The sequence below is a fragment of the Bergeyella anatis genome (assembly GCF_036016955.1).
Classification (GTDB): domain Bacteria; phylum Bacteroidota; class Bacteroidia; order Flavobacteriales; family Weeksellaceae; genus JAYWXI01.
On sequence record NZ_JAYWXI010000004.1, the window covers coordinates 46,032 to 60,153 of the forward strand.

Here is a 14,122-nt window from a genome sequence, read left to right on the forward strand (position 1 = left end):
TACACAATGGAAAACGCTTACTTCAAAGACGAAAGCCCAAAGAAAGGCTCGGGCTTTATTGCCGCCATTATTGCCCTTATTTTATTTACCATCATGGGCATTGGCATCGACATCGACCAATACCTCCAAACCAAAGACCAAGACCTTACAATTCCGCTTTGGTATTTTTACCTTATTTTCAGTGTGGATGCCGCTCTTATTCTTGCCGTGATTTTAATTTATGTCTACCGAAAAGCCGGGGTACTCTTATTCCCAATCGCCATGGCCTTGCACTTTTTCTTTCATCTTTATTATTTAGACACCTTCCTTTACTCCGATGTAACAGGACTATTCGTCTTTGTGGGAGGACTATTGGCCATTCTTCCCAAATGGCAGTTTTTTAAATAGTCGGCTCCTTTCGGCTTAATTGTTTACGCAGCGTGTCTTATTTCCTAAGATTCGCTGTTTTTTTGAAGTCTTGATGTTTTTTAACCAAAAGGGAACAAAAATTCTCCCAATAATGACTTTTCACAGCATCCCCTCAGCTCAAAAAACAAAATATTACTTTTTAGCTCTCTCCGAAAATCGCTTTTAGATCTCATTTAAACCTTTGGGCTAAATTTTCGCCCCCGAAAGAAAGAGGCAACAAATTACTAAAATGTAAAACCAATAATGCTTAAATTTGCGGTTTAAAATTTCGACCCACGATGAGTAAAGTAAGAGTGCGTTTTGCACCAAGTCCTACAGGCCCGCTCCATTTAGGAGGCGTAAGAACGGCGTTATACGATTACCTCTTTGCCAAAAACCAAGGCGGTGATTTCATACTCAGAATCGAAGACACCGATACCGCAAGATACGTAGAGGGCGCCGAAGACTATATCATGGAAGCCCTGCAATGGTGCGGCATTATCCCCGACGAAAGTCCGGTTCACGGAGGCCCGTACGGCCCTTACCGCCAATCCGAAAGAAGAGCCATCTACGAGCGATACACCCGTCAAATTTTGGAAACGGATTATGCCTATATCGCTTTCGATACACCCGAAGAACTAGAAGCCATTCGCCAAGAATACGAAGCCAAAGGTGAGGTTTTCTCATACAATTCGCTAACCCGGCAAAGGCTAAAAAACAGCATCGCCCTGTCCGAAGACGAAGTAAAGGCTTTATTGGAAGTCCAAACGCCCTTTGTGGTGAGATTCAAAATGCCAATGGATCGCATTTTGAATTTGGAAGATCTCATTCGGGGCAATTTCTCCATCAACACCAATACACTGGATGATAAAGTCTTGGTAAAGAACGACGGAATGCCCACCTACCACTTCGCGAACATCATCGACGATCACGAAATGAAGATTTCCCACGTCATACGCGGTGAAGAATGGCTGCCTTCCATGGGACTCCACGTCCTGCTTTACGAAGCCATGGGATGGCAAGCGCCTCAATTTGCCCACCTTTCTCTGATTTTAAAACCCGAAGGCAAAGGAAAGCTCAGCAAAAGAGACGGCGATAAATTCGGATTCCCTGTGTTCCCGCTTAACTTTACCGACCCTCAAACCGGGCAGGTTTCCCAAGGCTACAAAGAAGCCGGCTATTTGCCCCAAGCCTTTATCAACTTTTTGGCTCTATTGGGCTGGACCCCTTCGGGCGAACGCGAAATTTTGAGCCTTGAAGAAATGGTAAAAGATTTCGATTTAAACAAAGTTCACAAAGCCGGAGCAAGATTCAGCAAGGAAAAAGCCGAATGGTTTAATCATGAATACCTAAAAGCTCTTCCTGACCAAGAAATCCTAACGCTGCTCAAGCCCCATCTCCCCGCTTCCCAATCGGCCTTAACCGACGAAAAAATACTTCGGATCATCGGACTGATGAAAGAACGGGCCACATTCCCTGCCGACATCTACCACCACGGAAAATTCTTCTTTGAAGCACCTTCCAACTATGATGAAAAAGCAGTAAAAAAAGCTTGGAACGAAACCACGGCCGGCATCATGTCCCAATTGGCAGAGAAATTATCCGCCAAAGAAGGCGATTTTTCTTCCGAGTCGCTGAAGGAAACCTTGCACCATTTTGCCGAAGAACACCATTTGGGCATGGGAAAAGTAATGATGCCCCTTCGTTTGGCACTTGTAGGAGAGCTCAAAGGCCCCGATGTACCAGACATTTTGGAACTGATCGGCCCAGCCGAAGCCATTACCCGAATAAAAAATGCAGTCTCCCGCATCGGATAATCCGTCATTAATTATTATATTTGGGTCTGTTATAACCGTTTTGAAAAACTATCAATGGAATATTTAGAATTCGAACTTCCCATCAAGGATCTCATGGAGCAATACCAAACCTGTTCGCTCGTGGGAGAAGAAAGCGGCGTGGACATGAAACTCGCCTGCAGCCAGATTGAGGATAAAATCATTAAAACCAAACAAGAAATATACGGGAATCTAACCCCTTGGCAAACCGTACAACTCTCTCGCCATCCGGATCGTCCCTATACGCTGGACTTCATCAACGGAATCACCGATAAAGATTCGTTCTTGGAACTTCACGGCGATCGAGCCTTCGGCGACGACCACGCCATGGTAGGAGGTTTGGCCAAAATTGACGGGCAATCCGTCATGATCATCGGTACCCAAAAAGGACGGACAACCAAAGAACGCCAACTCCGCCGCTTCGGAATGCCCAGCCCCGAAGGCTACCGAAAAGCCCTCCGGTTAATGAAACTCGCAGAAAAGTTCCGAATTCCGGTTATCACGTTTGTGGACACGCCCGGAGCTTACCCCGGATTGGAGGCCGAAGAACGCGGACAAGGAGAAGCCATCGCACGCAACATCTACGAAATGACCCAGCTAAAAACACCGATTTTCACCTATATCATCGGGGAAGGAGCCAGCGGAGGCGCTTTGGGTATCGGCGTTGGAAACAAAGTTTACATGCTTCAATACACTTGGTATTCGGTTATCGCTCCCGAGAGCTGCTCGTCCATCCTTTGGCGAAATTGGAACCACAAGGAAGATGCCGCCAATGCATTGAAATTAACCCCTAACGACATGCTGAAAAACAAACTCATCGACGGTATTGTGGAAGAGCCTTTGGGTGGCGCCCAATACGACCCTCAAGCCGCCTATTTAAACGTGAAGCAAAACATCCTTCACAACATCAGCGCGTTCAGCAAGTTTTCCGAAAAAGAACTCGTCGATCAAAGACAAGAAAAATTCATCAATATGGGCGTTTTTAAAGGCTAAGCCGCTAAAACCGCTAAACAAGAAGCGCCGCCTCCGTAAAGGAGGCGGCGCTTCTTTTCATCCCATCCAAATCAGAACACCCCGATATAATGATTCCCCGCTTTATTCACCAGTTTGGCACCTTGGGTAACCGCTCCGGTCTTTCGATTAAGAATATACAAACGGCCATCCTTTCCCGTAGGTGTTACCGCCACATAAAGCTCATCCCCCACCACAACAAAACCTTGGTACTGCCCGAAAGAAAGTGATGCTTCGTAAGGAAGCCCCTCCACTCTTGAAGCCGTCCTCGCCTTAAGATCCACCCGAGCCAAAAAGCCCTGACCATTCGCCCCCGAATGAGTATAAGCCACATAAGCAATCCCATCGCCCACATAACGCCAAGCATCCACATAAGAGCCCGTCACCCCCAATGCCGCATCCAAACTGAAAACATAGCTGTTATCATAATCATTGTTTTGATTAATCCGAAGAATATGCGCCCCGTTCGTCCCCCGCTGCGTAGCCTGGTAAATTGTCCCGTCCGTTCCTAAGAAAGCATTAAAACTCCGATAACCACTGGTATCTCCATTATCAACCGTCGAAGTAATCACCTTAGGATTTTCCAAAGACGGGTAATCGACCACCACCGATTTGCTCCCCAACCGAACAAAACCACTTTCGTTTGCTCCCGTTGCAGGGTTGGTTTTTCTCATCCACGTTCCAATAATCAGCTTGTTGCCAGCCTTGTTCAGCACCGATGCATCCAAACGAAAAATATGATGCCCTTGCTTTTCCTCCGCTTCACTCAACGGAATTTCATATTGTTTATAGCGTGTAATTTGGGGATCCACCAAATCCAACGCAAGCACCGTGGCCAAGCCTCTAGTATAAAGGTATTGATTGGACGCATCTTGCTTAACAACAGGCGTCGTTACGTTAACCGCAACCCCCGTACGGTCGTTATCGAAGAGCTTATTCCACCGAGGAGAGGTCCCCGCATATTGGGAAATATTAACCGTAGCCCCGGTTTGGGTAAAGTTGTTTTTTCCACCAACCGCATACTTCATAAACGTCCCTCCATTATCGCCCGTATAAGCAATATTAAACAAGGTTTTTCCGTCTTCAGACGATTGCAACCGCGCCGTTCTGTTTGATAAAACCCTCACACCATCGTCATAAACATTAATGGAAAAATCCGGATTTTTCGCTTCTTCCAACGAAACAGAGTACACCATCGTCCCTCCGTTTCCATCTCCGGGATTAGTTTGCATCAATGCTCCCGCCACCGTAATCGTACGCGTCTCGGCCAATACCGGCTCAACCACAGGAGAATCATTCTCGCTACTGCAGCTCGTTAAACCAGGCACTAAAGATACTGCTGCCGATAAAACCAGCAGTTTAAAAAAACGTCTTTTCATTTTTAAAAGGTTTTTAGTTAAATTTATTAATGGTATAATTCAGTTTAAGATAAAAAGCCCTTCCGGGTTTCTGTACGGCATAATTGTCAAAAGCCTGAGCATTAAGAAGATTTCTCACATCAAAACTCGCCACAAAACGGCGGCTCGGAAAAGCATAACTCACCCCAAAGTCGTGAATCAATTGATCGGGAGTAAAAGTAGACCCTCTTTGCCAAGTATTCTCAAAAGCCTTCGTGTAGGAAAAATTATAATTGAAGTGCATCTCGCCTCCTTTCGACAAAAAATCCCGCAGCCCATATTGAACATTCGCATTTGCCGTCAAAAAAGGTTCGTTGGGAATTTGACGGTTGTAATAATCCAACACCCTCCCATGTTGGTCGTATTTCAGTTTGTAAAGCGTGTTAAACCTCGAAACATTGAACAAAACAGCCAAACTTCTTTTAAAACGATACCCCAACTCCGCCTCGAAACCCTTAGACTGCGTTCGCCCCAAATTTTCCAAAGGATTGGTCTGAATCGCATCATTGATCCGGTCATTGATTCTCACCACAATCTTATCCTGCGTATCACGCAAAAAACCGCCCCCCGAAACCGAAATCGAATGCGCCCCAATACGGTAAGGCCCCCATTTGACTCCAAGATTAAAGTTTTTACTAATCTCCGGCTTCAAATGAAAATTACTCGTAAGGTTATCCCCCGCATTACCGAATATCTCGCTGTCATTGGGCAACCTCACTGCCCTCTCCGCCGATCCCAAAAGAACCACCCCATCCGCCAAAAGAAAAGACGACGCCAAACCATAACCGTAAGTCGAAAACACCCCTTCATCACGAACCAAAGTCACCCGATTGCTGCCACCTTCTGCCACCACCACAGGATCGGTCTTAACAATCCGCTGACGGTAATACTTACCGAACGCGTTGGTCTTTAACTTTTGTTTCAACGCCCGAAGCTCATAGCTTAATGCCCATATCTGTTTGGAAAGATCTCTGGGTTTAACATAAGTATTCTCCAAAACCGTCCTAAGTTCATCGTAATCATCCCGATCCAAAGCATAATACAAATGGTTAAGCGTAAGCAAGTGATTCTCCCCCAAACGCTGCCCCAGTGAAACACGAGAAGTATAGGTTTTCCTGAGATTATGTTCTACCGTAGGCCGTCCTTGCTGTGCCCCATTCGGCGTACGTATAGGACGCCCGTCCAACCCCAATGCCAACTCCCCATTCCAATTATAGTTCCAACGAACCGTATCATTAACAATCGTTTTACTATCTCCATAAACCCCATTAAACTTAACCTCCATTCCCTTGAACAAAAAATTCCGTTTATGGTAATCCACCCCCAAAGCACGAGACTGAGACTCCGTAAAGCGTCCCTTGTAAGGTCGGGTCATGAACTGGCCGTGCTGAATTTCCTTATAATCATCGGACGCATTGTAAGACAAGCTAAAAAGATCGGCCCATTTGACGCGGGTATACCCCAACTCCACTCGTCCTCCATAAGAATAATAAGCATCATTAAAACGTCTCGCCGTAGTCTGCTCCAAACGCCCGTTAGGCAAAATATTATAAACTTTATCGCCCCATATTTTATAGTCATTCTCCGATTGATTGAAAAACCCCGAAACCTTAACCGTTAAACCGCTATTTTCCCGATACAACCCAAAAAGATTAGCCTGAAACGTATGGAACGATCCATAAGAAAACGAAGCATTAAAAGTATTTATGGAATCTTCCTTCAAAACCACATTAATCACTCCACCAAGGGCGTCGTCCGACAAATGCGCCGGAATCACCCCTTTGTAAACTTCAATTCTTTCGATGAGCGAAGGAGGAAGACTATTAAGACTAAACGAAGAACCATAAGTCGAAACAGGCAGCCCATCCACCAACACCCGAACAGAATGCCCCGACATCCCGTTAAGATTATAATCCACCCGAGAGCCCAAACCGCCATTCTGCCTCAGTTTGATCCCCACCGTACGGTCCAAAAGGTCGTTGGTCTGCACATTGTATAAAGAAGCTTTTTCCGTCTCGATGACATTAACCGCGAACCCTTCTTTTTCCTTTTGGGATTTCACCGACCTTAACCGGGTTAGATTCACCGACTCAATTATTTGACCTTTCCATTCCTTCAAAACCGGATGAAACACCAAGTTCCCTTGCCCCAACGTGACCGTATACGACTGCCGTTGTTGCTGCTTACGCACGTTTAAAGTATAACGCCCGGAAGCCAAAGCCCCCAATCGGTATTTCCCATGAGAATCCGTTTTCCCTCTCAAAACTCCCCCTTCGTCATCCAATGCCGTAATCTCCGCCAAAGGAATTCCGCGACCATCCTCATCCCGAACTTCTCCCAAAATAAAAAACTGGGCTCGAACAAATACCGCACAAAACAAAAAGAGAATCCAAAGAGAAGCTTTCATGATGTTTTTGTTTTTTTTGCAAATATAATTTTTATTTAGAATAATTACAAATAATAGAAATAAAATTATTTGCCTCAAAAACTTGCAATAGCCTCGATATAAAAAAAGCACCTTAATAATAAGGTGCTTTCAATTGTATTTGTAAAGAAAATACGTCCGAATTAAGCTTCGAAGTCCGCATCAGCCTCAGCTGTTGCTTTTTCGCCTTCTTTCGATTTTTCTTTATCCGCTTTTCTCTGAGATTGTCCTTCTTTAATCGCTTCAGAAACAACGCTAAGAATCATATCCACAGACTTGGAAGCATCATCATTCCCAGGAATAACGAAATCTACCTTTCTAGGGTCAGAGTTCGTATCCACAATAGCGAATACAGGGATACCTAGCTTCTTAGCCTCCGTAACCGCAATGTGCTCTCTTAAAATATCCACTACGAATACAGCCGACGGAAGTCTAACCATGTCCGCAATAGATCCCAAGTTCTTCTCTAGGTTGGCTCTTTGACGATCCACCTGAAGTCTCTCCTTTTTGGAAAGAGTCTCGAACGTACCGTCTTTTTTCATTTTGTCGATAGCGTTCATCTTCTTAACCGCCTTACGGATTGTGACAAAGTTAGTCAACATACCGCCTGGCCATCTTTCGGTGATGTAGGGCATATTAAGTTCCTGAGCGTGTTTTGCTACCACCTCTTTCGCTTGCTTTTTCGTTGCAACGAAAAGAACTTTCTTCCCTGCAGAAGTTAATTTTTCCAAAGCGTTGCACGCTTCATCCAACTTAACCGCTGTTTTATGTAAATCGATGATGTGAATACCATTTTTCTCCATAAAAATGTATGGAGCCATATTCGGGTTCCACTTTCTGGTCATGTGACCAAAGTGTACGCCTGCCTCTAAAAGGTCTTTAACATTTGCTCTTGCCATGTCTCTTTTTTGTTTTTAGTTTACATTCCGCTCTTTCGCAATCAACTTACCTTTAGATGGGAGATAAGTTTGGGTGCTAAACTAAACGGGCATTAAGTTTGGCCAATCGGCCGGCGAATAAATCCCCAACCTCTATAAGCCGATTAATAATTTTAATCGTGATTTCTGCACACAAAGACAAAAACCACCACGACGAATTAACGTTTAGAGAACTGGAATCTCTTTCTCGCTTTCTTCTGTCCCGGTTTCTTTCTTTCCACCATTCTGGCGTCTCTGGTCAAAAGACCTGCAGGCTTAAGAATAGCTCTGAACTCTGCGTTGATTTCGCAAAGCGCTCTAGAAATCCCAAGTCTGATGGCCTCAGCCTGTCCGGTATTACCACCGCCGAAAACATTAACGGTAACATCATACTGCTCCGCCGTTTCCGTAAGAACCATTGGTTGATTTACCTTATAGACCAAAACATCCGTAGAAAAATAGTCTTTAGCCTCTTTCCCGTTAACCGTAATGTTTCCGGTACCCGGCTTAACGTAAACCCTTGCTACAGAAGTTTTTCTTCTTCCAATTTTATGAACTGTAGACATATTAATTATTTAAATTCGTTAATATTAATAGACTTTGGCTGCTGAGCTTCGTGCTTGTGCTCTGTTCCTTCGTAAAGGTACAGATTCTTAAGAATAGCGGCTCCCAATCTGTTTTTAGGAAGCATCCCTTTAACGGATTTTTCCAAAACTTTCAATGGATCCTTTTTCAAAAGCTCCTCAGCAGTCTGAGACTTCTGACCTCCAGGATACCCCGTATGCCAAATGTAAGTCTTGTCAGCCCACTTGTTCCCTGAAAGAGTAATCTTTCCTGCATTCAAAACGATAACGTTATCCCCACAATCTACGTGCGGTGTAAAGTTCGTTTTGTGCTTACCTCTCAAAATCTTAGCAACCGCGGAAGCCAATCTTCCCAATGGTTGTCCTTCGGCGTCTACCACAACCCATTCTTTATTAGCGGTAGCCTTATTAGCCGAAACGGTTTTGTAACTTAATGTATTCACACTTTTTTAGTTAACGATTAAACATAATTTTCCCTTTTACGGGTGTGCAAAGGTATAACTTTTTTTTGGATAGGAAAAATTTTCACTGAATTTTCAGTATATCTCATACATTTTCAAGACTTATCTTCGATTTTTTATTTTTTTGATCATTCTTGGCACAACTCTTGATAAGCCCTCTATACAAAACACAAATGCATTCATAAAACAAAAAAAAGCAGGCTCGTTTCACTCGAAGCCTGCTTTTTCGTTATGATTTTCCCCTCTCATTTACAGAACCCCTAACCGTTCAGCATTGAGTATAACTCCGGGCGACGCTATCGTCCGCATAGCAAAGCTGGATTTCACATTCGAAATAAATTCCATCTTTGATAAACGCTGTAAAACAAAGTGTTGATAATCCTCCATATCCTTTAGATAAACTTTTAGCAAAGCATCGTACTCTCCCGCCGTGAACACCGCTTCCTGAACCTCATGCAACCGGGAAATTTCGCGGACAAATTCTTCAAAAAGCTGCTCTTGATGTCTGACAAACCGAACCTGGATATACACCAACAAACCAAACCCCATCATCTCAGGGTTTATCCTCGCTGAATAGCCTTCAATAATCCCCGAGGACATCATTTTGCGAATTCGATCATGAACCGGGGAAACCGACAAATTTACTTTGGTCGCAATTTCCTTGATGCTTTGGGAGCTATCCTTAACCAAGGCTTGTAAAATTTTCTGATCTACTTTATCTATTTTCATTCTTTTTTCAGTTAAAAAAATATACTCTTGTTTACCCTACAAATCTACACTATTTATTTTGCGCCATCAAAATACCTTATTGCCCCTTCTATTTCCGAAGCGATTTACTCTGTCGAAAACTGGCCAGCAAATAATAGGCCACAAACACCGTCGAAAATTTAATCACCGAAGGAACTGCAATTTCAAAATCAAAAAAAGCAAACCCAAGTCCCAGCAACACCCCCACTCCAATCAAAGAAAGCCCCATCTTTTTAACCAATGGCCATTCCGGTCGATCCACAAAATAAGCCAGCGCCCAGCCCAAACCAAAAGCAAAACCATAATACCAATCCACCCCAAATCCCCTGCTGCCCAAAACATAAGCATTAAGAAAATAGCTCCCCAACGTCCCCACCAAAAGATACACAAAACTCCTAAACATTTCTTTTTCCGTTTGCAACAAAGATAAACTTTCTTCCAAAACTAAAAAAAAATTATCCCGCAACCTCCTCCCGCTTCTCAATATCCTCAAAATAACCTTTCTACCCTCCATCTCATCATCAAAAAAGCAATGCAAAACCATAAAAAGCAACTCCTTACCCCTAAAATCCCGCTAAAAAAATCAAATTAATCCAAATAAAACAAGACTATGCCATATAATTCCTTAATTTTGTTAAAAATATTTCATCCTAAAAATGAGCACAACAGAAGATAAGAAAAAAGCACTGGCTTTAGTACTGGAAAAGCTGGACAAAACCTATGGTAAAGGAACCGTAATGACTCTTGGCGATGACGCCGTGGACACATCCATCGAAGTGATCCCTTCCGGATCCTTGGGACTGGACATCGCCCTCGGTGTAGGCGGTTACCCCAAAGGACGGATCATCGAAATCTACGGCCCCGAATCCTCAGGTAAAACCACCCTTACCCTCCATGCCATTGCCGAAGCACAAAAACAAGGAGGTATCGCAGCCTTCATCGATGCGGAACACGCTTTCGACAGGCATTACGCCGCCAAACTAGGAATCAACCTGGAAGACCTCATCATCTCCCAGCCCGACAACGGAGAACAAGCTCTCGAAATTGCCGATAACCTTATCCGCTCGGGAGCCATCGACATCGTGGTGATTGACTCCGTGGCCGCACTAACCCCGAAAGCCGAAATCGAAGGTGAAATGGGCGACTCCAAAATGGGGCTCCACGCCAGACTAATGTCTCAAGCCCTAAGAAAACTTACCGCCACCATCTCCAGAACCAAATGTACCGTAATCTTCATTAACCAGCTGAGAGAAAAAATCGGGGTCATGTTCGGAAATCCGGAAACCACTACCGGTGGAAACGCTTTAAAGTTTTACGCTTCGGTAAGAGTAGACATCCGAAAGGCCAGCGCACCGATAAAACAAGGCGACGAGGCCGTAGGAAGCCGAGTGAAAGTAAAAATTGTAAAAAACAAAGTAGCTCCACCATTCAAACAAGCCGAATTCGATATCATGTACGGCGAAGGGGTTTCCAAAGTGGGCGAAATCCTGGATACAGCCGTTGACATGGGCATTGTGAAAAAAAGCGGCTCATGGTTCAGCTACGAAGACACTAAACTGGGGCAAGGAAGAGACGCCGTAAAAGACGTCCTACGCGACAACCCCGAACTCTCCGAAGAGTTAGAAAACAGAATAAAGGAAGAAATGAAAAAAGATTAAGTTCTCTTAACCTTCCAAAAAATAAAAAAGGTGCCGGCTGATCCGACACCTTTTTTATTTTCGATCCAAATTTACTTTTTACAAAGCATTTTCAAAAGAAGCCTTCCACTGCGCCACCATTTCGGTAAAGCGAACCAAAGGAAAAGTCTTATTGCGAATTTTACCCACCGTAAAAAGCCCTTTATAATCCGAAATCATCAAAATCTCTTCCGCTTTCTGACTTTCAAAAGCATTCAATTCCACCTGCTCAATCGCCGCCAGCCCTTTACGGTGAACAAAAGTGACAAAATTTTCCATCAGAGGCGAAACATAAGCTCCTTCCGATTGTTTCGGTACTTTTATCACTGCTCCCTCCAAAAATAAAAGGTTTCCAAATACAGAACGCGCAATCCGCTTGGAAGGATTAAGGAGAATCACATCGTCCAAATCATTCTCCCGAGCATAAATAGAAGCATAAATAGACACCGGACAATGCCCCCTAATTCCGCTGAGCAAATGAGTATTCACACTGATTTCCTTAATCATATCCATCTCATTATTCCCCTGAATCATCAGCACATCCTCCACTTCTTCTACCTCTGCCCAAAAGGAAACTCCCGCTTTTTGCAAAACTCTTCCGTCCGCATTACGATAAACCACCAAATGGATAAAGGCATTCTTTACCCCCTCCGCCAAAACTTTCTCCGAAAAGAGCGATTGAAAAAACTCCAACGTATAAGACAACGGAATATTCATGCGCATCTTACGCATGGAAGCCATCAGATAAAAATAGCACTCTTCAGCCATAATCAGCTGCCCCGCCCGAACATAAAACGTTACGCTTACGGCATCACCAAAAAGAAAAGCACGGTTAATCGGTTCAACCGCTTCCGATGCAAACGTATAGTTATTAGTCATATTCTTGATCCAAAAAAGTTAAAATTTGATTCTGATAAAAAAATAATGAACGAAAACTCGTTCATCAATTTTATTTTTAGAAAAAAACGCTTACGCTGCTCCCAGTTTAATCTGTAAATTCTCGATAAGATTTTCCCAGTAAAGTCTGTTTTCTTCCTCATCACCAGGATGGCAAAAATCCGTAATATTGAGCGAAAGATCCTCCGTAATCTCGTCAATGACAATCGTCATTTCAAAAAAACTCTTCGTCCCTTCGTCTTCCTCCCAACGAAAACGAACAAAACTCTCGGGTTTATAGCGTATCAGCGTGGCTTTCTCCGAAGGCCCTCCTCCCCAACTGAAATAGAAATCATCACCCTTTTCCACCACTTCATCCGCAAACCACTCTGCCAATCCCTCCGCACTTGCCAAATATTCATACAAAATCTCAGAAAGGCAATGCATAGGAAACTCATATTGCACTTTACGCTTCGCCATATAAATTTATCTTTTAATTTAATTACAACGGCGCAATATATAAATTAATTTTTTAAAACAAACACTATTTAAAGGAGTTTTTACATGTTTTTTATCACAGCTCCTCCAAGGCTTCCAAAATAATCCCGCAACCTTCCCGTATCTGTTCTTCCGTCAAGTTAAGCGGCGGCGAAATCCGCATATACTGGTTACGGTACAACTGCCAAAAGACAATAAGCCCTTTAGCCATGCATCGCCCCGCCACGGCTAACGTTTCCTCCGCAGAACTCAACTCCACAGCCAGCATCAAACCGCGTCCGTTAATGGATTTGATTTTGGGATGAACCAATAACTCCCGGAACAAACGTTCTTTTTTCTCCACCTCGTCCATAAGCCCCGAATCAAGAACCTCTCTTAGCGTCGCATACCCCGCCGCCGCAATCAAAGGATTACCGCCAAACGTAGTGATATGACCCAATTTCGGCGAATGAGCCAAGGTTTTCATAATCTCGGCCGAGCTCATAAATGCCCCTACCGGAACTCCTCCGCCCATGCCTTTCCCCATCACCAAAATATCCGGAACAATACCGTAATGCTCGAAAGCAAACAGTTTGCCCGTACGGCCAAACCCCGGCTGAATCTCATCCAAAATGAGCAATGCCCCCACGGCTTCGCAACGCGCTTTCAATTTCTTAAAATAATCGGGCGAGGGAAGCAAAAATCCCGCCGCCCCCTGAATGGTTTCGGCAATAACGCAAGCCGTGCGATTGGTTATTTTTTCCAGTTCTGCCTCGCAATCGAATTCGATAAAATCCACCATGGGCAACAAAGGCCGAAACTCCCGCTTGTGCAACTCATTGCCCGATACCGATAAAGCCCCGTGCGTATTCCCGTGGTAAGACCATTTCATGGAAATAATTTGTTCCCGCCCCGTATAACGCTTCGCCAATTTTAACGCCCCGTCAATGGCCTCCGCTCCGGAATTCACCAAATAAGTCACCTCCAACGGATCCGGGGTAGCCTCCGCCAAAAGACGACACAACGCCACCGGTTTCTCCAAAGCGTACTCCCCGTAAACCATCACATGGAGGTATTTTTCCGCCTGTTGCTTGATTGCCTCCACCACTTTAGGATGCGAATGCCCCAAAGTATTGGCCGAAACCCCCGCTACAAAATCAAGATAACGTTTTCCGTCCTTACCGTAAATATAAGCCCCCTCTGCTTTCTCCACCTCAAAACCAGAAGCAAAAGGCGTAGTCTGTGCCTGATATTTAAAAAAATCGTGTTGCATTATTTTATTTTTTTAATGAAAAAAATCTACCCCTCCTTTTCGAGTGCAAAAAGCCA

At 44.2% G+C, this 14,122-nt stretch carries 14 protein-coding genes; 4 read left to right on the plus strand and 10 right to left on the minus strand.

The features are described from left to right. The first annotated feature begins 6 nt into the window (after positions 1-6). The 3 genes from VQ048_RS03955 to VQ048_RS03965 all read left to right on the plus strand — a co-directional run bounded on the left by VQ048_RS03955 (position 7) and on the right by VQ048_RS03965 (position 3,215). A complete protein-coding gene (locus VQ048_RS03955; protein WP_327610389.1) occupies positions 7-387 on the plus strand; it encodes a hypothetical protein in 381 nt (126 codons plus the stop codon). 299 nt (positions 388-686) lie between these two features. Beyond that, a complete protein-coding gene (gene gltX / locus VQ048_RS03960; RefSeq protein ID WP_327610390.1) occupies positions 687-2,204 on the plus strand; it encodes a glutamate--tRNA ligase in 1,518 nt (505 codons plus the stop codon). Positions 2,205-2,258: 54 nt separating this feature from the next. Continuing rightward, on the plus strand, positions 2,259-3,215 hold the full coding sequence (locus tag VQ048_RS03965) for an acetyl-CoA carboxylase carboxyltransferase subunit alpha (protein WP_327610391.1): 957 nt from the start codon (positions 2,259-2,261) through the stop codon (positions 3,213-3,215). 71 nt (positions 3,216-3,286) lie between these two features. On the opposite strand, the gene VQ048_RS03970 is transcribed toward VQ048_RS03965, so the two are convergent. The 7 genes from VQ048_RS03970 to VQ048_RS04000 form a co-directional block, all read right to left on the minus strand. Beyond that, the gene (locus tag VQ048_RS03970; RefSeq protein WP_327610392.1) at positions 3,287-4,612 is read right to left on the minus strand and encodes a DUF4374 domain-containing protein; all 1,326 of its coding nucleotides are present in this window, start codon (positions 4,610-4,612) and stop codon (positions 3,287-3,289) included. A 13-nt stretch (positions 4,613-4,625) separates the two neighbouring features. Beyond that, complete coding sequence (locus VQ048_RS03975; RefSeq protein ID WP_327610393.1) at positions 4,626-7,037, minus strand: TonB-dependent receptor; 2,412 nt, start codon at positions 7,035-7,037, stop codon at positions 4,626-4,628. Between the two features lie 161 nt (positions 7,038-7,198). Beyond that, positions 7,199-7,954 (minus strand): 30S ribosomal protein S2, encoded by a 756-nt coding sequence (gene rpsB / locus VQ048_RS03980; RefSeq protein WP_327610394.1) that lies wholly within the window; start codon positions 7,952-7,954, stop codon positions 7,199-7,201. A 197-nt stretch (positions 7,955-8,151) separates the two neighbouring features. Continuing rightward, the gene (gene rpsI, locus VQ048_RS03985) at positions 8,152-8,538 is read right to left on the minus strand and encodes a 30S ribosomal protein S9 (protein WP_327610395.1); all 387 of its coding nucleotides are present in this window, start codon (positions 8,536-8,538) and stop codon (positions 8,152-8,154) included. A gap of 5 nt (positions 8,539-8,543) precedes the next feature. Beyond that, a complete protein-coding gene (rplM, locus tag VQ048_RS03990) occupies positions 8,544-8,999 on the minus strand; it encodes a 50S ribosomal protein L13 (RefSeq protein WP_327610396.1) in 456 nt (151 codons plus the stop codon). Between the two features lie 267 nt (positions 9,000-9,266). After that, on the minus strand, positions 9,267-9,746 hold the full coding sequence (locus VQ048_RS03995; RefSeq protein WP_327610397.1) for an Lrp/AsnC family transcriptional regulator: 480 nt from the start codon (positions 9,744-9,746) through the stop codon (positions 9,267-9,269). A gap of 88 nt (positions 9,747-9,834) precedes the next feature. Then, positions 9,835-10,167 carry a hypothetical protein gene (locus VQ048_RS04000; RefSeq protein WP_327610398.1) on the minus strand — a complete coding sequence of 111 codons (333 nt, stop codon included), beginning with the start codon at positions 10,165-10,167 and terminating at the stop codon, positions 9,835-9,837. Between the two features lie 253 nt (positions 10,168-10,420). Between VQ048_RS04000 and recA the strand changes: the two genes are divergently transcribed. Then, positions 10,421-11,422 (plus strand): recombinase RecA, encoded by a 1,002-nt coding sequence (recA, locus tag VQ048_RS04005; protein ID WP_327610399.1) that lies wholly within the window; start codon positions 10,421-10,423, stop codon positions 11,420-11,422. Positions 11,423-11,500: 78 nt separating this feature from the next. Here recA and VQ048_RS04010 read toward each other — a convergent pair whose 3' ends face one another. The 3 genes from VQ048_RS04010 to VQ048_RS04020 all read right to left on the minus strand — a co-directional run bounded on the left by VQ048_RS04010 (position 11,501) and on the right by VQ048_RS04020 (position 14,066). After that, complete coding sequence (locus tag VQ048_RS04010; protein WP_327610400.1) at positions 11,501-12,319, minus strand: aminotransferase class IV; 819 nt, start codon at positions 12,317-12,319, stop codon at positions 11,501-11,503. A gap of 90 nt (positions 12,320-12,409) precedes the next feature. Next, positions 12,410-12,796 (minus strand): START-like domain-containing protein, encoded by a 387-nt coding sequence (locus VQ048_RS04015; protein ID WP_327610401.1) that lies wholly within the window; start codon positions 12,794-12,796, stop codon positions 12,410-12,412. Positions 12,797-12,890: 94 nt separating this feature from the next. Continuing rightward, the gene (locus VQ048_RS04020) at positions 12,891-14,066 is read right to left on the minus strand and encodes an aspartate aminotransferase family protein (RefSeq protein WP_327610402.1); all 1,176 of its coding nucleotides are present in this window, start codon (positions 14,064-14,066) and stop codon (positions 12,891-12,893) included. Between the last annotated feature and the right edge of the window lie 56 nt (positions 14,067-14,122).